This is a genomic window from Methanolobus bombayensis, from assembly GCF_017873415.1.
Taxonomy (GTDB): domain Archaea; phylum Halobacteriota; class Methanosarcinia; order Methanosarcinales; family Methanosarcinaceae; genus Methanolobus; species Methanolobus bombayensis.
In genome coordinates this window covers 1-25,888 of sequence record NZ_JAGGKD010000004.1, presented here as the reverse complement: position 1 = coordinate 25,888, position 25,888 = coordinate 1, and the positions used below count along the sequence as shown (strand labels likewise).

Here is a 25,888-nt window from a genome sequence, read left to right as displayed (position 1 = left end):
TTTACAAATATAAGGTGGAATATAATGAATAAAAACAGGTTATTGGTACTATTTTCAACATTCCTGATATCTCTGATTTTAATGACAGCAGGTTGTGTTGATCAGGAAAGTACTCAGAACAGTATTACAGCCTCAGATATGGATGCAGGATCTGAGAAAGTTGATGTGGTTCGTCTGAGTGGTGGAGATTATGGTTATCCACAGCCATTCTCAATATATCCAAGGGGTCCGGGATCATCAAAGGTTGGAATGATCTTCGACTGTCTGGTAGAAAGAAGCGATACAGGTATAGTCCCCTGGCTGGCTGAAAGCTGGGAAACCAGTTCAGATGGAATGGAATATACATTCCACCTCCGTGAAGGTGTAAGTTGGAGTGACGGAGAGCCACTTACAGCAAGTGATGTAAAATTCACTTTTGATTATGAGCAGGAAAATATACCAGTATCCGGTGGAATTGAGGATGGAGTTGTTGATAGTGTTCAGGTATTAGATGACACTACTGTCAAATTCATACTCACTCAACCAGTGTCAACATTTCTCTATGAGATGACCGGTTTTAAGGTCATACCCAAACATATATATGAAGCCATCGATGACCCTACAAGTTTCCTCGATCCAGAAGCAGTAACCGGAACAGGTCCTTTCCTTCTTGAAGAATATAATAAAGAACATGGAACATACAGGTTTGTAACAAACGAAAACTTCTGGGGCTCTGAAACTGCCGTTGAAGCTGTCGAATTCGTTCCTGTCAGTGACGAATTAATATCTTTTGAACAGGGAGAAATCGATTTCACAAGAATATCACCTGACACTCTTGAACGCTTTACTTCAGACCCTGATGTACGTGTTGCACAGCAGCCTGCTTTCTGGGGCTACCAGTTCTATTTCAACATGAACAAATGCACTGAACTTAGTGATAAGAAGATAAGACAGGCTTTTGTTTATGCCATCGATCGTGAAGAACTTGTGGAAAAGATCGGCAGAGGTGCAGGAAAAACCGGTGAAATGGGAATACTTCCTGTAGACCACATATGGTATAATTCTGACCAACCGGAATATGCATACAATCCGGACAAAGCCGGAGAATTACTGGATGAAGCCGGATGGACTGATACGGACGGTGACGGAATACGCGATAAAGATGGAGAAAAACTGTCATACATATTGTCACTTGGAAGTAGTGAAGTTCGTATTGGAGAACTCATAAAAGAGAGACTCGACGAAGTTGGAATCGACGTTCAGGTCAAAGCCCTTGAAAGTAAGTCCCGTGATGCAAACCTGAATACCGGAGATTTTGAACTTGCAATAAGCGGCTTTGGGGGCTGGGGAAGAGATGCAGACTATCTCCGTACAAGGTACTGTGATACAAATTCAGGAGCAGGTAGTGTAGCATCCGGTGCAGCAATATTTGGTTATCACAATGACACCCTGAATGCCCTTGGAACAAAGGAATTACAGGAACTTGATGATGAGAAACGCAAAGAGATAGTATATGAAATGCAGACCGTGCTTGCAGAAGATATACCCACAATACCCCTCTATTATACTACAAAATATGATGCATGGCGTATTTCAACTTATGATGGCTGGGTAAGCGCTTATGACCATCATGCAAAAACACATTGCATATTCTCATATCTTGAGAGGGATTAAATTGCAGCAAAAAGATAATATTAGCACTCTGGCCGATTGCTGGAACAAAGCATCCAGAAATGGATTAAATATTCTGGAGGAAGGAAGGATGGCAGAAGTCTGGAACAAACGTTCTGCAACCTATGCCAGAAATCAGGAAAAGAATAGAAGACAGAAGAAAACCGAGCAAATAATTTCATTCCTTGATGAATGCGGTTTTAAGCCACAAGGAGCAAAGGTTCTTGATATCGGGTGCGGACCTGGAACCCTCTCCCTTCCTCTTTCAAGGATGGGAGCGGATGTAACCTCACTTGACATCTCTTCCGGAATGCTTGAAAGATTGAAAGATTCAGTAAAGCAGGAATCACTTCCAATAGACATTATTGAATGTTCATGGTGGACAGCAGATATAGATGAGCTTGGATTCAGGAATGAATTCGATCTCGTAATTGCTTCCATGACACCGGGAATCAGGGATGTTGAGAACTTTGAGAGAATGATGGCATGTTCAAAGAAGTTCTGTTATTACAGTAACTTCCTGAGAAGAGAGGAAGATAAAGCGTATCGCGATATCCGAAGCTCAATACTCGGTGAAAAGTCTGAGAACAATATGAACGGACTGAACTTCCCGTTCATGTATCTCTACCTTGCAGGCTACATGCCATCTGTCAAAATCAACCATGCAGAATGGAAAGAAGAAGCAAGCTGGCAGGAAACTGCTGACCGCGCAATAGATTTCATAGGACGGGGCCGGGATTTTGACGATGGAACAAAACAAAAGATAATGGATTATTATCAAAATGTCGCTGTCGATGGAATGTACCTTTCTGAGTCAGATGTGTACACTGGAATGATGGTTTGGGAAGTTTAACGGCGAGACGATATTATGAGAAATGACAGGAATTCATTTATTTTCAGGCTATTGTTAACCCTTTTTGTAATTCTTGTCATTAATTTCTTCCTTCCGCGGATGATGCCGGGTGACCCATTCTCCACAACTTCTGATGACGATTCCGGAGATGAGGTTATTATAATGACAGAAGAACAGCGGCAGTATTACATGAACTATTATGGACTTGACAAACCAGTACACGAACAGTTTCTGGTATATCTGAAGAATCTGCTTAAGGCTGACCTTGGCAGAAGCATATACTATAAAATGCCGGTTAGTGATGTGATAATGCTGCATCTTCCATGGACCATGTTTATCGTCCTTGCATCAACAGTGATCAGTACGATTGCCGGAGTTATCCTTGGAACATTTTCGGCAAAGAACCGGAAAAAGGGAAGCGACAGGATAATGATGACTGGCCTGATAGCTTTTGCCGAGATACCATCATTTTTGCTTGGACTGATTATGCTGCTCATCTTTAGCGTACATCTCAGACTTTTTCCTCTGGCAGGTGCTATCACACCCTTCGCACATTATAGTGGTTTAGGGGAACAGCTATGGGACATATTGTATCATGCCTGCCTACCTGTTATGACTCTTTCACTTGCACAGCTCACAGGTGTCTATTTACTTACCAGAAATACCTTGATCACAGTTACCACTAAAGATTATATCAGGACTGCAAGAGCAAAAGGACTGGGTGAAAAGACCGTGTGGACCAGACATGCACTTCGCAATGCACTTCTTCCGGTAGTAACCAGAGCAGGTTTTATGATAGGTATCATGATGGGAGGTGTTGTGCTGGTAGAAAGTGTCTTTTCTTATCCGGGAATAGGAATGACACTTCGAAGTGCTGTTGTTGGTCGTGATTATCCGCTCATTCAGGGAATTTTGCTTGTAATTGCAGTTTCCATACTTATCTGCAACCTGCTGGTTGACAAAATATACAGTAAACTTGACCCAAGGGTTACGATATGACAGATAGCATCAATACCTCCGGCTATGATAGAATGATAGCTTATATTCAGGCATTGAATATTTACAGGATCAGTCTTAACCTGAACAATACATTCTCAAAATTCAGTATGGAAGGTAAGATCGGTGTCATTGGAATTCTTGCAATAATCCTGATGGCTGTTTTTGCCCCAATGATAACACTTTACCCGCCCCAGAAAATTACAGGTGATTCACTGGAAGCACCTGGATCAGTTCATATTCTAGGTACCGATGAACTTGGAATGGATATCTGGTCACAGATATGTTACGGTGCAAGAATGAGCCTTACAATAGGCCTTGCAGTTGCATTTGTTTCAGGTTTTGGAGGTGGAGCTCTCGGTGTGCTGGCCGGATATATCGGAGGACACATCGATCAGGCACTAATGAGAATAATTGATGTGACAATGGCACTTCCAAGTTTCCCACTGCTTATCGTAATATCTGCATTTCTCGGGCCAAGTGTTCTTAATGTGATTCTTATACTTGTGCTGTTCAGCTGGGCAAAACCCGCACGTATTGCTCGTTCCCAGACACTGGCTATCAAGAAGAACAGCTATATCATTGCTGCCCGTAACTACGGTGCAAGTCCATTTTACATTCTCCGAAAACACATTTTTCCAGAGGTAATGCCGGTTTTGTTCGTTCTTATCATCGGCATATCATCACATGCCATAATAGCCGAAACAGGACTTGCATTTCTGGGACTCGGAGACCCCACATCCAAAAGCTGGGGTATGATGCTTAATAGTGCAACCAGTTTTAGCTCGATATATTTTACACCTTACTGGCAATGGTGGCTATTGCCTCCGTTGTTCATGCTTATTCTCCTTCTGCTGTGTCTTGCATTCATAAGCAGGGATATGGAGAGAATACTGGATCCTAAATTAAAGATTAAGAAAGGGATTTGATTATGAGTCTGCTTAAAATCAATGATCTGAAATGTCATTATCAGACAGATACTCACACTGTAAAGGCAGTTGATAGTGTTTCTTTTGAAATAAAAGAAGGAGAGATTCTTGGAATCGTGGGAGAATCAGGAAGTGGAAAAACAACTGCTGCACTAAGTATCATGGGACTTCTTCCGGAAAACACGGCTATCAAAGGAGAGATTATCTACAATGAAAAGGTGATCTCCTCTTTATCAGAAGCTGAAATGGACAGGTTCCGATGGAAAGATATAGCAATCGTTTTTCAGAATGGAATTGAAGTACTTAACCCTGTTATGAAAGTTGGTATTCAGGTGATGGAACCAATGAACAGGCACCTTGATATCAGTCAAGATGAAACACGGGGCAAATGTGCTGATCTTTTCAGGGCTGTCCATCTTGATCCAAAATGGATGGATTCATACCCTCATCAGCTTTCCGGAGGCATGAGGCAGAGAGTACTTCTTGCAATGGCACTTTCATGCGATCCTAAATTACTGATATTAGACGAGGTTACTTCCGCACTTGATGCTTTTACCAGGAAAGAGATAAGAGATCTTCTTGTTGAGCTTCAGAAAAAAAATGGTTATACAATGTTGATGATATCACACGACATCACTTTTGTGTCTTCTGTGGCATCAAGGGTTGCTGTCATGTATTCAGGAAGAGTTGTTGAAACCGGACCTGTAAAAGATATTCTTGTATCACCCAGACATCCATATACAAGGGGACTTGTTCATTCAACACCTGATATTTTCGTATACAAGGATCTCTGGGGAATTCCCGGTGATATCCACACAAACAGCGATTTTACAGGCTGTCCTTTCTTCTCAAGATGTAATCAAAAGATCAAGAAATGCAATGAATCAGCTCCTGAACTTGTACCTGTCGGAGATGAAAGAGAAATTGCATGCCATAGAGGAGGTGTGGCAGAGCTCCTAAAAGCTAACGACCTGAATTACAGTTATCAGCTTCCTGATGGACATTACCTAAAAGCAGTTAATGATGTTGATCTGGAAATAATGGAAGGGGAAGTCCTGGCAATTGTCGGACAGACAGGCTCAGGCAAGTCTACCCTTGCACACATCCTTGCAAACGTGATTAAGCCGGAAAATGGAAAAGTAACTTTCATGAATGAGAGCAGCAACAAGGCAAATTATGGAAACAAACTCAACGGAATCCAGATAGTGTTCCAGGATCCTTTCAATTCAACCAGCAACAGGTTCACTGTACTTGATGCTATCAAAGAACCTCTTGACATTAACAAAATCTGGTCTAAGGAAGAACGTGTAGAAATGGCGAAAAATGCCCTTGAACTCGTCCACCTTCCATGTACAGATGCTTTTCTCAATAAATATTGTGGTGAACTCAGTGGCGGGCAGAGACAAAGAGTAGCACTTGCCAGAGCCATGGTTATGCAGCCAAAACTCCTTATTGCAGATGAAGTTACCTCAGCACTGGATGTTTCGACTTCTGCAAATGTAATGCGCCTTTTAAAAGGACTCCAGAACAGGCGAGGATTTGCAATGATCTATATTTCACATGATCTTTCCATGACATTGAAAATTGCTGACAGAATAGCAGTGATGAATCATGGGAGGATCGTTGAAATGGGCAATTCCCACGAAGTTATGCTTTCACCTTCTGATGAGTATACTAAAAGACTTATTGATTCAAAGATCTCTGTTTGAAGGTTTTGCATACTATGAATTCAATAACAATTAACAGCCTGACTAAAAAGTATGGAGATTTTACGGCTGTGGATGATGTTTCATTTTACATTGATGATGGTGAAATTTTTGGTCTTCTGGGACCAAATGGTGCGAGAAAATGATGAAGACTGAAAATATAAAATGGGAAATAAAGTGAAATTGGGTTTTCACTCAATTTTAGCCTTACCAGCCTCTGCCATATTCCTCGTAGCATGGGATACAGATATATTCACCATTCTGCACTCTGGCTCTGGATTCAGCCATCATTTCTCCGCATTTAGCACACTGGAGAGAATTGAATATTCTTGCTTTTCCGGGAATCTCCGCATCAACGAATTTGACCTCAAACATCTCATCAACAGGAGTGTTCCTCATTGTTACGGAGATGCCATCCATTCTTTCCCTGAACTCCTTTTCCTCTTCATCAGTTGCAGAGCCTGACATAACCTTAGAACGAAGTTCACTTACCTTCGGGTCGATGTTGTCGATATTGAAACTGGCTTTAAGAGCTACTCTTACAGCTTTTTTGCTGTCACGGCAGATGAAAGTGAATACCTGTTTTGCATGGTCCTTGTAAATAAGATTGCCTTTGCCTATTGTGCAGCCTGTAAGTACCTGCACTGCATCAACTCCGCAGGCATCGTTTTCCACGATGGTGACAAGTTCCTCGTCAATATCCCTTTCTGTGTCCAGTTTTTCGATACCTGCTTTTGCTGCGATGTAACCAATTGTAAGACCAGGACAGACATGTCCATGGAACTTTGCAGCATCTTCAAATGAAGCAATTTCTCTAGTTTTGTTTTCGGTAGAACAATCTGATGACATGATAATCACGAAGGGTAAAAGTAAGTAATACATATAATAGTTTTCGTGTTATTAGATTTTACTTAAATTCTTTTCTTTATACAAAATCTCAAGAGAAATTTACTTTTAGTTAATATTAAACTAAATAATGATTTAATCCTACATTTTCAATTTTGAACATAGACAATGTAGTAGCACTTAGAGATAAATAAAAATTATTAGTTGCTACTTTTTACAACAATAGTAATATTGATATACAAAGAATTCATATTAGGAAATAACAGGTCAAACACTAATACAACAATAACTAGAAAGTTCTCCGAAATATATTCTGTATAACAAATAGTGGTTCACGCATAACTGCTGTGTTTGGCCTGTTAATATTGGCCAATTGATGTACCAGGACCTTCCATTGAAATTGGCCAATCCTCCTATTCAGGATAGGATTATGTTTCAGTAAATAAAATAAAAATTCAGATTGTTATTTACACCTGATATCATTGAAAAATAACTCTATAATATTTACTAGGAACTTTCATATTTCAGAACTTTTTTACAGCATACTTATCCCTTGCCTCCACCATGGCAAGAAGATTTCTCAAAGGTGTCTCAGGAGCCAGACCACATCCGGGAGCAAGTATATCGATATTTGCATCCAGACATTTGAAAGCCTCTTTTCTGACATCTTCCGGTGCTTTTCTGTACAGAGTATCTGCAGTTGAAACATTCCCGATTACCGCTGTATTATTCCTGTGAGCACTATTTATTATATATTCCAGGTCCTTAACATTCTCTTCCACGCTTATAGCATTAAAACCACATTCAAGCATATCCGGAATTATACTATCAACTTCACCGCATATATGGAGAATACTATGATCATTTATTTTTTCATTGAATCTGATCAATGCAGGTTTAACAATATTCCTGAATGCATCAGGTCCAATCATCTCCGGAGAAGATAGTGAATCTGCAACCACCACTGCATCTGCACCTGAATGAAGATAGGTATTGGCACAGACTATGCAGGCATCGACGCATTTTTCCACGATTTCCCTTGCAATTTCAGGTTTCTTTACAGTCAACTTCAAAAAGGATTTGATGCCACAAAGATAGGATGCAAGGTCAGCAGGTCCTTCAACACCTGCAACGAGAGGTGCCTCTAATCCCTGATCATTTTTCAGAATGGATATTGCTTCCATCACAACAGGTATTCTTCCCCTTTCCAGCAGATCGGCTGGTACATTGAACTCTGAGGGATCTTTGTCAAAAGGATGAGTTATTATTGATGGTGTCCTTGCCTTCGTGCCAATATCTACCTGACATCCAAGTGCCTCACCGACAACTGTCACATCGAATGGAATGCGAATTACCTCAAACCTGGCAACTGTATGGAAGGAAGAAGCAAGTTTTACCATTTTTTCCGGATCCCTGTCAGCTTCTGGTCTGCTTGCTCCGGAAATATCCATCAACTCAAGTATTGCTGATGTGGTGGCCGTACCGACAAGAGGAGTGTCTACCTTTTTTCCGTCAAGTATATCCTGGAATTTATTTGAGAGATTTGATCTTGTTTCGCTAATATACATCCTTTAAAACCACATTTATTTAATGCATTTGACAATTGAACTGAAATATTGATAGCATACCAATTAAAGAAATCGAGTCACAAAAACTCGATACTAAGGCTTCCTGATTCTTTGGCAAGGGTACTCGACATGAAATCTGCTTCTATACAACATATATGCATTACTGCACAGGGCACAAGGCATGTAGCAGTACATCTGGCTTCTTTAGCCTTTTCCATTACAATATTATCTTTAATATCAAAAAGATCCATCGTGTCGACCTCTAGATGAGACATTTTCTTTATCTTCTCACATGGAGTGTCAATGTCAACAATTATCTTTTGACCATCCTTTTTACCTCTTACGACATGAGTGAAACCGCAAATATTGGAATTTACCTTTACTTCTGTCATTATATATTCTCCTTGTTCATCTATAAATAAATGAATTTTTCAGTTTTCCATGATCTTTATCTCTTTGTAGTCAATTGCATGTACCGGGCACACATTCACACATCTTTTGCATGCCGTTCCCAGACATTTCAAGCTGTTGTATTCTGCAAAGAGATTATCATCAGCTTTTATGAATATCGCATGCTCCGGACATTCATTTTCACATTTGTGGCACATTATGCATCCCACTGCCAGTTCTTCAAGAGTGACACCGATGTCCTCTATTACTTCTACCCGCCTGTTACCAGTCTCACTAATATCTTTAGTAACCCTCTTCTCAAACACAGGATATTCTACAGGAACTGGCAGTTCTGGCAATTTTGACATCTTCAAAAGTTTTCGGTACATCTCTATGGACATACCTTCTGTCCAGTATCCAAGTTCACAGGCGTAGAGTTTCTTGAAGGTTTCACTGGTTGCCATCATTAGATGATCAGCTTTAATGTTTCCTGCCAATTCTATCAAAGAATCAAGTTTAACCTTTTCAAGAATTATATCTCTTGCAAGAGACAGAGATGTATTACCGAACTGCACTGATCTCTTAGTAAAATCAGGACACGCGCCTATTTTTCTTGCTTTCCCAGGATCTACATAGGTACCGGAAGCACCGCTCATGTACATGGTTTCGAGTTCTTTATAAGCGATACCGGATTCATGTATCAGGGTTAACTGAGCAGCCCTTATAGCGCCTATGGCCTTACCAGCCTCTTTGATATCCTCTTCTGATACCTCGATACCATCACCAAGTTCGATCTTTCCATACTTTAGTTTAGGTGGACTTACCACGATCCCTGTTTCTATCGCAAGAGACAATATTGAAATAAGCCCTGTCCCCGTAATACCGGTAGGTACCACATCCGACCCTTCAAGTATTGTTCCGCTTATAGGATCTATAAGATGACCTTTTACAACATCCATATTCTCATTTAGTACTGATATTCTCCAGAACCCACCTTCCAGATCAACATTAGTAATAGCTCCCGGAGCTGCAAGCATACCACAACTTATGCCCTGTCCTTCTATAGCAGGTCCTGCGGCAGCACTTGCTGTAATTATCCTGTTGCCGACCTTTATGGCCATCTCAGCGTTAGTTCCGTAATCCGTTACAAGGGTTGGTTCTTCCTGTTCAAGAAAATCTGTCTCCACAATCATAGCAAGCGCATCAGCACCAATCTCATGCTCAATGGCAGGCGGAATAATTATCAAACAATTATCAAGATTCAGGATCCCATGGAATATATCAGTAGCTTTGAATATCCGGGCATCACGTTGCACATTATCTATACCCAGTCTTTTCCGCATATTTTTCCCTACATAAGCCAGATCGCGTATCTCCGAGTTCTGGAAAAGGGAGAGCTGGATAGGGTTACCACAAACAGCCATCCTGGATATCTGCAATGGATCAACATCGAATCCCTCTATCATTTTTCCGACAGCATCTATGATTATATTATGTGCCACATCTTCACCAATTGATATGGCAAAGTCAAGATGGTCAGTTACATTGCCACCTGGCAACGGATGCTTCATTGTCATTGAAGTCTTGATTACTTCTTTTGTTTCAAGGTCGATCAATTGGGCTCTAAAGCCACTGGTTCCCACATCTAATGCAATTCCGTACATTTTATTACCCCTATTTAAAACATGATCTCATTGATTCCCATAGAATCATCATCTCTTCCGGAGGCGTATTTAATGGAAGTTCACATCCGGTACTTAGTATGAAACCTTTATCAGGCGCAGCATCCATACAACTCTTTACTTCAGTACCGATATTTTTTCCTCCCCCGAAACTGAATGCATATGGATTGATATTCCCCATCAGGCATATGTCCTGATCACTGAACTCTCTGAAATCCCTGAAACAATATCTTTTGCTGCAACCAGTGTGGTTATGATTATGAAGTTTCAGACAATCAACACCATATTTCTTATCAAGTGTTTCAACATTCCCAAAGAAGAAATTCAAAGCGTCCGGTTCAAGAGCCATTTCCAGTTCATGAAAAGCATGGTTTGCACAGTTATGTGAAATCACATAACCACCTCTATCCTGTATGTGTGAATATAACTTCTTAGAATAATCAAAGCCAAACTCTTTTGCCATTTCCAGACTGAAAAGATCAGAAGTGCTCCCGCCATTCTCAATGAATGCACCATCTGCTCCTGCATCAAGTAACATATCTGCAAAGGTGATGCAACTGTCAGTGAGAACATCAAGCAGTGAATGGAAATTATCGGTATCCTTCATCATTTCAATGAACATTCTGCTCCCATCCATTAACTGGGAAGCAAGCATGAGAGGAGTAAGGAGCGCACAGCTAATAAAAACCTCATCTCCAAGCTGTTCTTTGAGCAGGGATATGGATCTTTCAATTGTCCTGCTCCTTTCTGAACGTTCCATGACAATCGGGTCTATATTTTCGTATTCCTTTGCAGACTTAAGAGGAAATTCAGCAATTGAGGGATAGCCATCTTTCTTGATGTTTATTTTTGCCCCCATTGCCTCCGCTTCCACAAGCAAGCATCCCCATGGAGACATTACATTGTCATGGTGATACATTTCCCTTGCTAATATTTGTGCTCTTGCGATTCCTTTTGCGGAATAATAAACATCCTCCATGCTCGCATTCATACGGTCAAGTACCGCATTACCAGCTCCAAACCACAAATATCCCAGTGGTACCCTATCCACTTCTTTAAATTCAAGAGCGTTGACAAAACGTTCCTTTGAAGTCATTTCTTCAGGCATTCAAACTCCCCCTCAAGATTACTTTTTAAGTACAATCTTATCAATCCTCAGCATATTGCTTACAGCCTCTGTTGCCGCGATAACAGCCATTTGTTTGATACTGGAGGAATCATAAACTGGAGGATAGTTTTGAACGACATTTCTTGTAAGGTCGATCCTGGAATCGATTCCTTCGTTATAAGATGTTAGCATCTTCGTTATCGCATCCACTTCATTAAGACCTACGTTTTTTGCAAGCGTTCTGGGAATCTCTTCAAGAGCGTTTGCATATTCGATAACTGCAAGTTGCTCCTTACCTTCAATAGTTGAGGAATACTTTCTGAGCATCTGTGAAAGAACAAACTCAATATCTCCACCCCCTTTGACAACGAGAGGATTCTTCAATATGAATGCTGCATTATTGATGGCATCATCCACTGACTCCTCAAGTTTTTCAAGACCATATCTGAAAGGCTCCCATATCATAATCGTGGATATAGGCTGTTCATTGACAGACATAAAAAGGAAATATTCATCGTTCCTCTTTTCGACCTTCACCTCATTGACAAGACCAAGATCATAAGGAACGATGTCATCCCGGATGGAAATGATACTTGCACCGGTTGCTTTTCCGACCATTTCCATGTCCCGTATCTTCAGTTTTTTGAAAAGTAGAATACCCTTTTTTGCAAGGGACTCCTCTACGAATTCATCCACATCTCCTTCACAGAGAATGATGTTTGCTCCGGAATCAATCAGCTTCCGGGACATGACTTTTAAATTACTCTTTTGACCCTGCAGGAGAAGTCCGGAATTGTCAAAACAATCTATTCTCAAATTACGCTGGGAATTTATGATCTTACTTTCGAATTTGACATTACCGTTCACCATTAGTACACGTGCATCTTCCAGATGGTCCGGCATATCAGGTCTTGCAGGTGTCTCATCAAGAATTATTCCATTGACAGATTCGATAGAAGGGCCGCCTACCTTTTTTATAACCTTGATATATTCATTCAGATCTATATGGTTACCAACATGAAGCTCCCTGATATCTGAAAGTGTTCTTAGAACAATATCTGCGATCATCCCGGCCTGATGAGGTTCAACACCTTTACTCAAACTTGCATTTTCTATTACAGAATAGAGCTCATCATCAGAAACTATCTGTGTACTTTCATAGTTCAGGATATCATACACTTTATTCAAAGCAAGCTGGTATCCTTTTATGATAGTGGTCGGATGCAGTCCGTAATCCATAAGTTTAGCAGCATTCTCGATAAGTGTTGCAGCAAGGATTACTGAGGTCTTTGTACCATCACCACATACCCTGTCCATGGATATAGCAAGTTCTTTGAGGGAAGTGACCACAGGATGCAATACATCGATCTGTTCAATTATTGTCTTACCATCACTTGTAAGATAAATATCATCCGTAGGACTGATTATTATCTTACTCTGGCCACGGGGACCGAAAGATGTTGAAAATAGGTCTTTGATGTCATTGGACGCCTGTAGCATCTGGTATATCAGTTCATCCTCTTCTACATCATCTTTGATCCCTATACGATTACGTACACTCTGACGCAGGGCATCCATATTGTCCAGTGAATGTATATTTTGTACATTCTCTAATGAAGTGCTCATGTTATAACCTCCTTGGAGAACCAACAGCTACTCCAACGATCTTTGTCTCAAGAGGAACTGTTCCAATACTTCCGATGTTATTGGATTCAAGATCGAAAGTGACGTTATCCATACTTAATCCGTAACCTGACATATACTCTGAAACTGTATTATTGACAAGGGAATTTGCCATATCAAGAGCATCCTGATAATTGTCGAACATGTATCTTCCTTTTTCAGAGAATAGTAGATACTCCGAGCTACCGGGTGCTTTGGGTCTTATCAATACTTCTTCCCTGTAGACCACATTACCTACAAGAGCACCCACAGCATTACCCACTTCATGATACTCCGGGACCCTTATATCCGCATCAATAACATTTTCCATGTCTTTCACATATGCAGCCACAGGAGCTCCTACCATTACCACAGGGTCCTTTATTGTGAATTTCATTAGTTCTGTGCCATTCAATATTTTTTCCAGGCCAGCCTTCTCCACATTATCTGCGCAGTGTGCAATTAGATTGAGTACAATTCCTCTGGATACATCTTCTTTGAGTTTGGCACAGAGATCAAATAGATCCATTGAGGTGTATTCAGAAATTATCGCAGCTCCCAACATCGATGCAGTGGGATTCCATCTGGTATAGTCACCGGTCACATGCAGAACGTCGGTCGGAGTGAAACCCACCTGTCTTACATATCTTTTCTGTATGAGCCTTTTCAGAGTACTTTCGAATATCAGAGGATGCTTATTTGTCCTTGAAGCAATATCTGATATTGAAGAAGGCTCTTCTGTGATGGCGTCAAATATTTCCATTTCTTCGATCTCCAGCTCTGAGGCATGAAGCGAATGGGATTTTGCTCCATTGGACATGAAGAATGATGTTGGTTGGATAATGTCGTTCATTATGCGCCTGGAGCTTTTTTCAGCATTCTGCAGTTTGCTTATTATAGAAGGGAATTCAGAAGCACAAAGACACAGAGGTATGACCCTGTTAGGTCCTATATACGTTCTTTCTTTCATCCAGACATGACTGTCTCCCCCAATGGCAGATGTATTCATTTTAATTGCCTTGACCATTGTATCCCAGCCACCGACCACAGCACCGGAACCGCTGATAGCAGGCATGCCATTCTGGATCATAGAAATATCCGTACTCGTGCCTCCCACATCAATTGTCAGGCAGTCCCTGAGGCCTGTCAGGTGTGCAGCGCCAAGCAGACTTGCTGCAGGTCCGGAAAAAATAGATTCCACTGGTTTTTTCAATGCCTCTTCTATCTTAACCAGTGATCCGTCACATCTCATCATCATCAGGACGGAATTGATATTCTTATCCCGCATTACAGACCGTACAGATCTTATGAACTCATCAATTACCGGGATCAACTGAGCATTAAGGAGTGCTGTCAAAGCTCTTTCATAAGCACCAAGGTCCATGGAAAGTTCATGTCCGCAGACCACCGGAAGATCTGTAAGGTCCTGAATCATCTCCTTGATAGTAAGTTCATGTTCAGGGTTGCGTACTCCAAAATATGAAGATAAGGCAAATGAGGAGACTTTATGCTGATTCGCTTTTACAAATTCCTTTACATCCTCCAGATCGCTCAGGGGTTCCACTTCATTCCCATCGGCATCATGCCTGCCTTCAATGGAAAGAATATGATCCGTAGGAATTTTACGGGATATATTATAGCCAATGAGTATTAGACCCGCCGGATATCCCTTGCCCTCCAGAGTGGTGTTAGTGGCGAGCGTGGTGGATACCGAAGTGAACCTCACATCAGCAAGATATTCAGGTTTTAGACCTTCAATAGAATTAATTATGCCCTTGATGAGATCAGGGTAAGTAGTAAGAGATTTGTTGGAATCGATTATCGATCCATCTTCAAAATCCATGATCACGGCATCTGTATATGTGCCGCCAGTGTCTATGCCAAGCCCAAGATTCATTGTTATCACCTTTTATGTGGAGGGTTAATGTGTGGAGGTTGAGGTGGTTGCCCCCTTTTTGTGGAGAATAGGGGGGTTTCCCTACCTGATGGATGTAGACCTCATGAAGTGACTTTCAAATCACGTATGAGTAAAAAAGGAAAAGTAGGGGGAAGTGATCACTCCTGCTTATCCGAGTATTTGTTTCTGAAGGTCCGGACCCATTTCTTTGACAACGTCTACCATTGCCTTCACGGTTGTAAGAGGACCTCCGGGCGGGATTTCACATCCAGATGCCATGACGTACTTGGATTGTAGTCCATTCTCCTTGAGCACAGGAAGCACGCCTTCAAGCAGATCCTTGGTGTCGTCCTTTACCTTCTGAACACCTGCAGGAGTATTATCCATGAACTCTACAGGATTAATCTCTCCCATCATACAGCATTCATTACCATACTTTGGAATAAGGTCTGCATAGTTCTGTGAGCCCTTGCCCCTTAGTTTTGGATAGTATGCGTAGCTGTACAGCTGTGTTCCGAATTTTGATATCTGTGTATCAAAGTGTACTGCATCTGCACAGTTGTGTATTATGTAAGGCTGATCGTATTGCTTGAATATAGGCAGGTGCTGGTCATACACGAACTTACCATCGAACTTCCAGTAGTCCTCCTCGCTCATGATCACATTGTTAGACCAGAGATTATCGATACACAGCGCATTACAGGCACTTTCTTCAAAGAACAGTTCAGATACCTGGCAGATGTAATCCGTACATTTCTGGACTGCTTCAAGCACCACATCAGGATGTGTCTTCATATCCATCAGGACACGATCCGCACCCATAAGCTGGGTAAGGGTAAGCAGAGGACCTTCATGGAATCCCACAAATGGTGTGTCGAGTTCCTTATTAAGTTTCTCAGTGGCTGCTTTGGAAGCCATTATAAGCTCATAGGCACGGGTACCTTCTTTGACCTCAGGAACTTCAATCTGTTCATATGCCTCAAGGTGTCCTTCAGATGAAGGTGTGTCATCTTCCGGGTACTTTATCTTACATCCGAAATCAGCTGATGTTGCAGAAAGATCGATGAGACCTACGAACATGTCAGTATCCAGATATTTGGATCCAAGGTAAGCACTCTCAACGAATGCATTGATATCAGTAGCATACTCCTTGTAGTTTACATCAGCGAATTTCCTCAATACACCACATGCCAGAGGATAAACAGGCAATCTGTCGACCTTCTTGTCAGCCATTGATGCCAGTGTCCTGTCCATGTGGGTCATTTCTTCTTTTGTCTTGACAGATACACTTTCAAAATCAGAAACTATCTGCTTTGCAGTTTCCAGACCTATGTCTGTCTTTCCTTTAACCTGCTTTTTAGCAAGGATCTCTCTGTATTTGACCTTGCCAAGTGAGATCTTCTCCTCACTCCATCTTTGTTCAGCTGGAGCAAGTTTGCTTACAGCATCCTTTGCCCACTCAGTAGCTTCCATGGAATCAGGATGTGTGGAATCTGCACCGATCTTCTCTGCAAATTCAGGGGAAACAGGTGCTCCTCCGATCATAACTATAAGAGAATCTCTGGTACCTTCCTCTTGCAGCATCTCAATTACCTTCTCCATGTTGGTCATGGTAGTGGTCATCAAGGCACTCATGGAGATCAGGTCTGCCTGCTTTTCTTTGGCTACCTCTACGAATTTCTCTACCGGCACGTCATGTCCCAGATCAACCATATCAAAGCCGGATGCAGAGAGCATTGTTTTTACAAGGTTCTTTCCGATGTCGTGGACATCTCCTTCTATTGTTCCTATTACACCAATGGAACGTTTTCCATTGCCCTCTATTTTCATATGAGGAGTAAGCAGATCCATACCTGCATACATAGCACTGGACGCGATGAGCAGGTGTGGCACAAAGGCTTCACCCTTTTCATACTTGTCACTTACAATTATCATTCCTTTTGCGAGTCCATCTACAATTGCCTCGTAAGGATCAACTCCTTCATCAAGAGCCTTTTGTGCAAGTTCTTCAGCCAGGTCGTCATCACCTTCGACCACAGCTTCCGCTAATTGGTTTAAGATTGCTGTTTTCATTAATAGCCTCCAAAATTTAGATTTTTTCCACAGTGAACCTTCATTTCTCACTGTTAACAAATACCAGTATTTCACTTGGGCTATATATCATAACCGTCGGTAATTTATTAATGATATTAATATTATGAAATGACCTTATTTTAGGTGAGAGCGTAATTCGATGAATGTACGCTTTCGAATTAACGCCGTTAACACAGAGAAAGAACTCCAATTTGATTAATGACCTAAATCAAATTAATGGCTTTAATCTGATGAACACAAAAATAAAAAGTATTCAAATAACATACTTTTAGACCAAAACAAGCAAAATCAAAAAAGAAGAATCAGATTGGGAGCAACTATCTCTTGTATCATCGGTAGATATCAGATATTCTCTACTTCTTGTGATGTTTTCCTGAAAAACTTATGCATGTCTTCTCCCCATATCAATGCATTCATTTCAAAACTCATCATAGCATGATTGTGCAACATGCCGTTCTTATAGAACAATGTCAGTGAAAGAAATCTGTCTGTTACCACACTGGACGCAAAACCTATTTCGTCTTTGAACACAAAAAGTTCCGTATTTTCCATCCCAAGGTAATCCTTTAATTGTTCAAAATACTCCGTTTCAAGTCTTTCAAATACAGGTTCAGTTATTATAAGTGATATTCGAACCCCTTTTCTGGCAAGTTCAACGTATTTATAAGGATATGCAGGACTGAATGAAGAAGAAATTTCCATGATGTATTTTGACTGTAAAAGATTGTCAGTAAGTTTTTTAGGTAATTCATACATACGATTGAGTTCCGGCTCAACAAGCTCACAGGAGCCCAGTTCTTCTATTCTCTCAAGAAGATTTGCAGGAATGCCTTGCACTTTATGATTTTCCCAATATTGTTTATTATTTTCGAACACCATTAACGTGTTTAAAAGAGGAACCATCTTCTTTACGATCACCTCACCAAAACTGGAGAGCCGATACTGGTCATCCTCATAAAGTATTATGCCCTGGTCAACGAGGATCTTTATCTGCGTCATCATAGCACTGGATGTGACATTAAGTGTGCTTTTGATCTCATCGATATTCATAGGTTTTTCTATCAGGAGGAGGAGGAGATCTTTTCTTTTATCCGATAGAAAAAGAGTACCTAACAGAGCCAATTTCATTTTACCATCTCACGTTTTTATTAGTTGTAAGGAATCATTATCCACAGCCCCTATTGGAAGCCTTATGTGGAATGTTGTTCCTTTACCCTTTTCACTTTCGATCCATATTTCGCCTTTATGTTCAAGAATTATATCCTTACAGATGTACAAACCGGATTCAAGTCCCTGGTACATTCGACTTCTTGCATCTTCCATCTGGTAGAATTTTTGGAAGATATGTGGTATAAGATCCTTATGTATACCAGCTCCCGTATCAGCTATCCTCAAGTGCAGATAATCACTTTCCTCAACTACATCTATGTTTATCCTTCCACCTTCAGGAGTGAATTTAACCGCATTATCTATAAGAATTGTCAATGTTTGCGTCAGTTTGTTCTTATCAGACCTTATTGCAGGCATCCTGTCAGGAACATCCACTTCTAAAGTAATTCCTTTCTCATCGATTAGTAATATGAGATTCATCAAAGCTTCTGATATCAGTTTGTCTACATGAGTCAGAGAAAAGGTATATTCTATCTTTCCTGCCTGCTCCTGACTCATATACAGAAGTGAATTTACCATGCGTTTTAATCTTTCAGAGTTGAGCAAAACGGAATTAATAGCTTTTGCCTGCTGGTCATCAATGGCTCTGATCATCTCATCATCGAGTATACTGGACTCTGAGTTCTCAGGCCTGTATATAAATTCCAGTCTTTCTGCAATGAATTCTGTTTTGATCCTGCTGATGGACCTTAGTTCCTCATTTGCCATTTTCAGCTCATCGGAATATTGCTTCAGGGCATCCTCTATTTGCTTTCTTTGAATAAGGCTCCACATGCCCTGCATCAATAAAGTGAGCTGACGTACATCTGATTCATTGTACTCCTCTTCTTTGTTTCCAACACCTGCAACTGCTACTATGTGGTCGCCATCAAATATCGGAATATTCATATGCCGTGTCAGTTCCACATGATTTCCAGGATATCCTTTTTTCATAGGACTTGGAAGAGAATAATCATTTGTTATTATGGGTCTGCGCTGTTTTACTGCTTCACCCCACAAACCGGTGGTTTCGATGGGATATACGAAGTTTTTGTCTTTGATACCACATTCCTTCATAGCACTTTCCGACCAGGAATGCATGATAAGTGCAGTTTCGTCAGCATTCATAAATGCAAGATATCCAAGTGAACTTTCAGTAAGCCTTACAGCTTCTTCCCTTGCAAAATCTGTGATCTCATTCAATGATGCACCGGTCATACTATTTAGTTTAACAAGAGCTTCAAGTCTTTCCTCTTCAAGAAGGCGTTTGCTTTCAGCCTTTTTGCGTTCAGTGATATCTCTGGCAACGGAAAGGATAGTTTTCTTCCCATCATAGATAACAAATCGTGCACTTACTTCAAGAGGGATCTGTTTACCATCCTTGCTTATTGCCTCGGTTTCATATATCGCCCTTCCGTCAGTTTCGATCCCCTTCATGAGTTTTGATACACGGCGTACATCTTTTGCTGGAACTATATCTGAAGGATATGTACTTAGCATCTCTTTCTTACTGTAACCCAATGTATCTACTACAGCCTGATTCACAGCGACATTTTTCCCGTCAAGTTCACTGATATATATCTGATCGTTTACATTATTGAGAATAATCCTGAGTTTTTGTTCAGATTCAAGTGCATTATCCAGAGTCTTCTTGTTGTTTATTGCTATAGCTGCAAGATTGGCATTTGCCTTCAGTATATCGATCTCTTCCTGCGTAGGCGTATGTGGTTCTCGGAAGTACATTCCGAAAGTTCCAAAGACCTCATTATTCGAACTTATTATAGGTTCACAACAACTGGCTCTAAGACCTGCCTTAAGTGCAACTTCCCTGAGATCTTCCCAGTATGGATGCTCCATTATATCTTCTACAACAACCCTTTTGCCAGTGTAAACAGCAGTTGAACAGGAGCCAATACCTTCACCTATGGGAAGTCCTTCGATAGCTTTTTTATAAAAATCCGGAAGATGAGTAGAAATAGCATGAACCAGATGTTCCTTTTCCTCGTCCAGTAACATGACGATACTGATTGCTTCGGGTATAATCCTTTTAGTAGATCTAACCAAACGCGTAAGAATCTCATTCAGAGTTTCACCTGAAGCCAGAGCTTCAAGAACCTGATTGCGACAATCAATAATTGCTTCAGAGAGTTTTCGCTGGCTTATATCCAGGATGACACCTTCATAATACTGAATATTACCATTGTCATCTCTTCGGATGATGGTCCTGTCGTCAATACAACGTGTTTCACCAGATGCCGTTAATATCCTGTATTCCTGTACGAAATTATCAATATGTGTTCCTGAGTATTCGGTAACCTCTTTGTATACACGCTCAATATCATCTGGATGGATGATATCTTCATAATTTAGTTTGCCCGAAAGAAAATCATCAGGTGAGTATCCGAACTGCCTGACATTCTCAGAAACAAATTCTACTGGCCACCCTTCTTCAGCTTTCCATATGAAAATTGTCACAGGACTGTCATTAACGACTTTTGCAATTTCTGAATTTACATCGAGCTGCGTCATTTTACCATCATATAATTGAATCAACCAATGCCTGAGCACTTATCAAGGAAGTGATTACTTAATGTATAATATATTAATGGTCAATGGAGACCGTAGAATCAAAGTTAACATATCTTAATCTAAAATTTATTCATATGAAGAAGATAACTTCCTTTAATGTATTTTATGATTCTATGACTCAAAAAACGGAGCCATAAGATGAATATATAATGTTACTAAGTAGACCTGACCAGACTATCTAACAAAATAAAATATAGTTTTTCAATAGAAGGTATTTTAAAAATCAAACAGTGAATCCACCAAGTGTATAAAACAGATGTATTCTAATATATTTTAACAAAAAATCTGGTATATTCTTAGTTATTCAACGGGATTATAAAAGTGAATTTACTTCCTTTTCCCATCTCGCTTTGTAGGGAGACACTTCCTCCATGAAGGTCTACAAACTTTTTGATTAGAGTCAATCCTAATCCTGTTCCTTTGTATTCACTGCTTGATGAAGTATTGACTTGCCGGAATGGTTCAAATAAATGCTTTTGTTCATCAAGAGAAATTCCAATACCATTATCCATTACTGATACTGATAAAAGTTCATCAATAATTTCTGCTTTTAAACATACAGTTCCTCCAGAAGGAGTGAATTTTATGGCATTACTGAGAAGATTGTACAATATTTGTTTAAACTTAGACCTATCAGCATGAACTGATGTTACTTCTTTGTTAATTATAACTTCAAAGTTAATGTTCTTTTTAATATATAAGGGTGAAATTATTTCCAATACTTCAGAAATAGTCTCAGGAACTTCAAAATATTCCAAATACATTTCCATTTTTCCCGCTTCGACCTTTGAAAGATCAAGAATGTTATTGATCAGATCAAGTAAATGTTTTCCACTGGATTTTACATTTTGAACATATCTGGTTTGTTTATCGTTCAATTTCCCAAAAGATTCAGTGAGTAATAAATCAGAAAAACCAATTACAGAATTTAAAGGTGTCCTAAGTTCATGACTCATTTTTGCAAGAAACTCACTTTTACTTTTATTTGCATTCTCAGCTTGATTCTTTGCAAGGATGAGTTCTTGTTCACTTTCTTTTAACAGGTGCTCGGTCTTCTTTTGTTCAGTTACGTCATCCACTGTTAACAATACTTTAGGCATATTGTTGGGATCTATAAAAGTTGTAGAGACCACTAAGAATCTTCTCAATTCCTGATCATTGGTTTTAATTGTAAGCTCACCTTCTCTTTTATACGTGTTCTTTGATGTCTGAAAAGTATCCATTACAGTATTCCTTACAAGGCAGTTCGAACAATTGGGATTCTTTCCACACCCTCCACCTTCTAAAGAATTTATACAAGAAAATAGCTCCCCACCAAGTAACCCTAAAGCATGTTCTTTTTGTATACCAAGAGCTTGGGAAGTTGTGTGGTTTATATTTTCAATCTTTCCTTCCATATTTACGATTATCATTATAAAGGGAGCATTTTCAAAAACAGAATAAAACAAAGATTCATCATTGAATGTGCTACTTTGAATTGAAGTTTCAAAATCATTAAGCCCCATAATTGACTTTTCTGTATTTTCCATTTCAACACCAAAAAAATCTAACAATATCTAAATAAATAGCACATACAACATATATTTGTGAAATAACAGGGAACAAATAGTTAATATTCCCCACTTACTTTTATTATAATCGATTTAAGCTTTTCGGCATATATTCAGATAGCTAAAATGAATATAAAATATGGATTATGCAGGAATTGCACCTGCATTTTCAAAATCACTTATCATCTCTTTCTGCTCATCCGTGAATATACGTTCAATATCCAAAAGTATAAGCAACCTTTCGTTTATTTTTCCAACGCCCTGTATGTATCTCTCACTTACTCCTTTTGTAATGATATCAGGTGCCTTATCAATATCATCATTAGATATACTAAGAACCTCACTGACCGAATCAACGATCATCCCGGCTGTTAGGTCATCCAGTTCTACAACAACGATACGCGAATCCTCGTCTGTTAAATTACGTGTAATACCGAATCTTTCAGCAAGGTCGATCACAGGGACTAAAGATCCCCGCAGATTAATCACACCTTCTACATAACTAAGTAACTGAGGAATCTTAGTAATCTCTGGAACACGAATTATCTCTTTCACTCTGGATATCTCGATACCAAACTCTTCACTGGTAAGCTGGCATATTACGAGTTGAAGCAGCTCTTCAGAAGAGCTGCTTTCCTTTATTCTCAATTCATCCATTAAAATTCCTCAGTGTATCAAACAAATGCATTCTCGATATAATCCACAGAACCATCATACTCATCCACTGAGGAAGGCTCCTGATCAACATCGTATGATGATGTTTTTGCTGTGTCCAGCTTAAACTTGGAAACTACCAGTTGCATATTGGCTGCAACATCTGACAGTTCCTGAGCAGATCTTGAAAGTTCCTGCATGGAAGCGGTTTGTTCCTGTACAGATGCAGAAGCTTGTTCTGAACCTGCAGCGGACTGTTCAGAGATAGCAGACACTTCCTCAACAGATGATGTAACCTCTTCAATTGAAGCCGCTTGTTCTTCTGCAGCAGCAGCTATATCCTGTACCATGTTAACTATCGTATTTCCAGCCTCTACGACCTCTCCAATCGCAACAACAGAGTTCTCAAGGGAAGCTGCACCTGTATCTACTTCCTCAGCACCTCTCTTCATAGAGGAAACTGCATTCATTGTTCCACTCTGCATTTGAGTTATCAGTTCTGCGATCTGCTTGGCTGCATTACCTGAATCCTCGGCCAGTTTTCTAACTTCATCAGCTACCACTGCAAATCCACGACCATGTTCGCCTGCTCTTGCAGCTTCAATTGCAGCATTAAGGGCAAGCAGGTTAGTCTGATCTGCAATGTTAGTTATGAGATTCACGATCTGTCCGATCTGATTGGATTTCTCATCAAGATCATTGATCACATCTGAAGATTCACCCACAGCAGATTTTATGCTATTCATCTTTAACATGAGATCTTTTGACATGTCTCCAAGGTTCTGTATGAGCTTGTTGGACTCTACAGAGGTTTGTGCAGCATTATCTGAATTAGTGGCTACTTCCTGAACAGTGCGACTCATGTCACTCATTGCTCTTGAAACTTCTTCTGCTTTCCCAGACTGTTCCTGAGTACCTTTTGATATCTCAGCCACAGTGCTTGTGATTTGTTCCGCAGTAGCTGATAATTCTTCACTTGATGCAGACATTTCTTGAGCAGTGGATGCAATATTTTCAGCATTCTCTGTTACAAGACCAACAATATCATTAAGTGATGATCTGCAATTTTCTACACCTTCTGTGAGTTGTACGAAATCACCAACTCCGTAAATATTTACTCTTCTTGTGAGATCATTGGATGAGATTGCATCAAGAACTGCACTTGAGTCATTGACAATACCCTGTAATGTATCACCAAAGCCATCAAGTGTATCTCCGAGAACTTTGAAGTCACCTTTTGCATCTATTGTCACTCTTGTGTCCAGATCACCCTCGGCATATGCAGTTATCACTCGGGCAGCCTCATTCACAGGACCTACAACAGCATCTAAGCAATTGTTGACACCTTCAACGATCATGAGATAATCACCCTGATGTTTAGAAGCATCAGCACGAGTAGCCAGTTCACCATTGACACCAGCCTGAGCCAGTATATTTGCATCAGCAACAAGCTCGTTTATAGCATCGATGCACTGATTGAGGTTGTTCTTGACCAGGTTGAAATCACCATTGTAATTATCAGTGATCTTCTCAGGGATATCTCCCTTAGAGATACGATCAACATAATCAGCCGTAACATTAAGTGGACCAATGACAGCATCAAGAGTGTCATTAACACCTTCAACGATGGCTCTATAGTCACCATAATGCTTCGATGCATCAGCGCGAGTTTCAAGTTTACCTTCTACTGCTGCTCTGGAAAGCATGTTAGCATCAGAGACAAGCTCATTTATGGCATCAATACACTGATTGAGGTTGTTCTTGATCGTATTGAAGTCACCATTATAATCATCTGTGATCTTCTCAGGAACATCTCCTTTTGATATCTTGTCGACATAATCAGCTGCAACGTTGAGAGGATCTATGACAGCATCAAGAGTATCATTGACACCTTCAACGATGGCTCTGTAATCACCAAAGTGTTTGGAGGCATCTGCACGTGTATCGAGTCTACCTTCAACTGCTGCTCTGGATAGCATGTTAGCATCAGAGACAAGCTCGTTTATGGCATCAATACACTGGTTGAGATTGTCTTTGATCTCATTGAAATCACCATAATATTCATCAGTGATCTTTTCAGGAATATCTCCTTTGGAGATACGGTCGATATATTCAGCTGAAACGTTGAGAGGTCCAATGACAGCATCAAGAGTATCATTGACACCCTGGACTATAGCAAGGTAGTCACCCTGGTGTCTTGAAGCATCGGCACGGGTATCAAGCTGGCCTTTAACAGCAGCAACAGATAACATGTTAGCATCAGAGACAAGCGCATTGATAGAATCGATGCACATATTCAGATTGTCTTTTATCTCGTTGAAATCACCATAATATTCATCAGTGATCTTCTCAGGAATATCTCCTTTGGATATCCTGTCGATGTATTCAGCAGAAACATTTAGAGGGCCAATGACAGCATCAAGTGTATCATTAACACCTTCAACGATGGCTCTGTAATCACCGAAGTGTTTGGAAGCATTGGCACGGGTATCGAGCTGACCTGCAACTGCAGCTCTTGAGAGCATATTGGCATCAGCCACAAGTGCATTTATCGCATCGATACAC

At 40.3% G+C, this 25,888-nt stretch carries 19 protein-coding genes; 6 read left to right on the top strand and 13 right to left on the bottom strand.

Features of this window, described 5'->3' with window-relative positions:
- Positions 1-24 precede the first annotated feature (24 nt).
- The 6 genes from J2746_RS05770 to J2746_RS14870 are packed head-to-tail and all read left to right on the top strand — an operon-like array spanning position 25 to position 6,280.
- A complete protein-coding gene (locus J2746_RS05770; RefSeq protein ID WP_209617648.1) occupies positions 25-1,653 on the top strand; it encodes an ABC transporter substrate-binding protein in 1,629 nt (542 codons plus the stop codon).
- Between the two features lies 1 nt (position 1,654).
- Complete coding sequence (locus J2746_RS05765) at positions 1,655-2,503, top strand: class I SAM-dependent methyltransferase (protein ID WP_245250010.1); 849 nt, start codon at positions 1,655-1,657, stop codon at positions 2,501-2,503.
- Between the two features lie 15 nt (positions 2,504-2,518).
- Positions 2,519-3,502 carry an ABC transporter permease gene (locus J2746_RS05760; protein ID WP_209617640.1) on the top strand — a complete coding sequence of 328 codons (984 nt, stop codon included), beginning with the start codon at positions 2,519-2,521 and terminating at the stop codon, positions 3,500-3,502.
- Positions 3,499-4,428, top strand: coding sequence for an ABC transporter permease (locus J2746_RS05755; protein ID WP_209617637.1), 930 nt, complete (start codon positions 3,499-3,501; stop codon positions 4,426-4,428). Before J2746_RS05760 ends, J2746_RS05755 begins: the two co-directional genes overlap by 4 nt.
- A 2-nt stretch (positions 4,429-4,430) precedes the next feature.
- Positions 4,431-6,137, top strand: coding sequence for an ABC transporter ATP-binding protein (locus J2746_RS05750; RefSeq protein ID WP_209617635.1), 1,707 nt, complete (start codon positions 4,431-4,433; stop codon positions 6,135-6,137).
- A 14-nt stretch (positions 6,138-6,151) separates the two neighbouring features.
- Positions 6,152-6,280 carry a hypothetical protein gene (locus J2746_RS14870; protein ID WP_280921222.1) on the top strand — a complete coding sequence of 43 codons (129 nt, stop codon included), beginning with the start codon at positions 6,152-6,154 and terminating at the stop codon, positions 6,278-6,280.
- Positions 6,281-6,341: 61 nt separating this feature from the next.
- On the opposite strand, the gene J2746_RS05745 is transcribed toward J2746_RS14870, so the two are convergent.
- From J2746_RS05745 to J2746_RS05685, 13 genes are all read right to left on the bottom strand, one after another.
- On the bottom strand, positions 6,342-6,983 hold the full coding sequence (locus tag J2746_RS05745) for an FmdE family protein (RefSeq protein WP_209617617.1): 642 nt from the start codon (positions 6,981-6,983) through the stop codon (positions 6,342-6,344).
- A gap of 521 nt (positions 6,984-7,504) precedes the next feature.
- Positions 7,505-8,548: a methylcobamide:CoM methyltransferase MtaA gene (mtaA, locus tag J2746_RS05740; RefSeq protein ID WP_209617614.1), complete on the bottom strand. Its 1,044-nt coding sequence runs from the start codon at positions 8,546-8,548 to the stop codon at positions 7,505-7,507.
- 77 nt (positions 8,549-8,625) lie between these two features.
- Positions 8,626-8,940 (bottom strand): DUF6951 family protein, encoded by a 315-nt coding sequence (locus J2746_RS05735; protein ID WP_209617611.1) that lies wholly within the window; start codon positions 8,938-8,940, stop codon positions 8,626-8,628.
- A 39-nt stretch (positions 8,941-8,979) separates the two neighbouring features.
- Entirely contained in the window at positions 8,980-10,602 is a 1,623-nt protein-coding gene (locus J2746_RS05730; protein WP_209617609.1) for a methylamine methyltransferase corrinoid protein reductive activase, read from the bottom strand.
- 10 nt (positions 10,603-10,612) lie between these two features.
- Positions 10,613-11,728 carry a uroporphyrinogen decarboxylase family protein gene (locus tag J2746_RS05725; protein WP_209617607.1) on the bottom strand — a complete coding sequence of 372 codons (1,116 nt, stop codon included), beginning with the start codon at positions 11,726-11,728 and terminating at the stop codon, positions 10,613-10,615.
- A gap of 18 nt (positions 11,729-11,746) precedes the next feature.
- Positions 11,747-13,354 carry a TCP-1/cpn60 chaperonin family protein gene (locus tag J2746_RS05720; protein ID WP_209617604.1) on the bottom strand — a complete coding sequence of 536 codons (1,608 nt, stop codon included), beginning with the start codon at positions 13,352-13,354 and terminating at the stop codon, positions 11,747-11,749.
- Position 13,355: 1 nt separating this feature from the next.
- Positions 13,356-15,287 carry a hydantoinase/oxoprolinase family protein gene (locus J2746_RS05715; protein ID WP_209617602.1) on the bottom strand — a complete coding sequence of 644 codons (1,932 nt, stop codon included), beginning with the start codon at positions 15,285-15,287 and terminating at the stop codon, positions 13,356-13,358.
- Between the two features lie 168 nt (positions 15,288-15,455).
- On the bottom strand, positions 15,456-17,360 hold the full coding sequence (locus J2746_RS05710; protein ID WP_209617599.1) for a methyltransferase cognate corrinoid protein: 1,905 nt from the start codon (positions 17,358-17,360) through the stop codon (positions 15,456-15,458).
- 363 nt (positions 17,361-17,723) lie between these two features.
- A complete protein-coding gene (locus J2746_RS05705) occupies positions 17,724-18,509 on the bottom strand; it encodes a helix-turn-helix transcriptional regulator (RefSeq protein ID WP_209617596.1) in 786 nt (261 codons plus the stop codon).
- Positions 18,510-18,518: 9 nt separating this feature from the next.
- Entirely contained in the window at positions 18,519-21,059 is a 2,541-nt protein-coding gene (locus J2746_RS05700) for a sensor histidine kinase (RefSeq protein ID WP_209617593.1), read from the bottom strand.
- A 356-nt stretch (positions 21,060-21,415) separates the two neighbouring features.
- Complete coding sequence (locus J2746_RS05695; protein WP_209617590.1) at positions 21,416-22,648, bottom strand: PAS domain-containing sensor histidine kinase; 1,233 nt, start codon at positions 22,646-22,648, stop codon at positions 21,416-21,418.
- A gap of 165 nt (positions 22,649-22,813) precedes the next feature.
- Positions 22,814-23,326 (bottom strand): chemotaxis protein CheW, encoded by a 513-nt coding sequence (locus J2746_RS05690; RefSeq protein ID WP_209617587.1) that lies wholly within the window; start codon positions 23,324-23,326, stop codon positions 22,814-22,816.
- Positions 23,327-23,343: 17 nt separating this feature from the next.
- A partial coding sequence (locus J2746_RS05685) for a methyl-accepting chemotaxis protein (RefSeq protein ID WP_209617584.1) occupies positions 23,344-25,888 on the bottom strand: 2,545 nt, incomplete at its 5' end.

Bases quoted from the DNA above. Each gene is read 5' to 3' on its own strand.
- J2746_RS05750 (WP_209617635.1), top strand. From the start codon at position 4,431: ATGAGTCTGCTTAAAATCAATGATCTGAAATGTCATTATCAGACAGAT.
- mtaA (WP_209617614.1), bottom strand. From the start codon at position 8,548: ATGTATATTAGCGAAACAAGATCAAATCTCTCAAATAAATTCCAGGAT.
- J2746_RS05705 (WP_209617596.1), bottom strand. From the start codon at position 18,509: ATGAAATTGGCTCTGTTAGGTACTCTTTTTCTATCGGATAAAAGAAAA.
- J2746_RS05760 (WP_209617640.1), top strand. From the start codon at position 2,519: ATGAGAAATGACAGGAATTCATTTATTTTCAGGCTATTGTTAACCCTT.
- J2746_RS14870 (WP_280921222.1), top strand. From the start codon at position 6,152: ATGAATTCAATAACAATTAACAGCCTGACTAAAAAGTATGGAGATTTT.
- J2746_RS05770 (WP_209617648.1), top strand. From the start codon at position 25: ATGAATAAAAACAGGTTATTGGTACTATTTTCAACATTCCTGATATCT.
- J2746_RS05725 (WP_209617607.1), bottom strand. From the start codon at position 11,728: ATGCCTGAAGAAATGACTTCAAAGGAACGTTTTGTCAACGCTCTTGAA.
- J2746_RS05700 (WP_209617593.1), bottom strand. From the start codon at position 21,059: ATGACGCAGCTCGATGTAAATTCAGAAATTGCAAAAGTCGTTAATGAC.
- J2746_RS05695 (WP_209617590.1), bottom strand. From the start codon at position 22,648: ATGGAAAATACAGAAAAGTCAATTATGGGGCTTAATGATTTTGAAACT.
- J2746_RS05755 (WP_209617637.1), top strand. From the start codon at position 3,499: ATGACAGATAGCATCAATACCTCCGGCTATGATAGAATGATAGCTTAT.
- J2746_RS05690 (WP_209617587.1), bottom strand. From the start codon at position 23,326: ATGGATGAATTGAGAATAAAGGAAAGCAGCTCTTCTGAAGAGCTGCTT.
- J2746_RS05730 (WP_209617609.1), bottom strand. From the start codon at position 10,602: ATGTACGGAATTGCATTAGATGTGGGAACCAGTGGCTTTAGAGCCCAA.
- J2746_RS05745 (WP_209617617.1), bottom strand. From the start codon at position 6,983: ATGTCATCAGATTGTTCTACCGAAAACAAAACTAGAGAAATTGCTTCA.
- J2746_RS05735 (WP_209617611.1), bottom strand. From the start codon at position 8,940: ATGACAGAAGTAAAGGTAAATTCCAATATTTGCGGTTTCACTCATGTC.
- J2746_RS05710 (WP_209617599.1), bottom strand. From the start codon at position 17,360: ATGAAAACAGCAATCTTAAACCAATTAGCGGAAGCTGTGGTCGAAGGT.
- J2746_RS05715 (WP_209617602.1), bottom strand. From the start codon at position 15,287: ATGAATCTTGGGCTTGGCATAGACACTGGCGGCACATATACAGATGCC.
- J2746_RS05720 (WP_209617604.1), bottom strand. From the start codon at position 13,354: ATGAGCACTTCATTAGAGAATGTACAAAATATACATTCACTGGACAAT.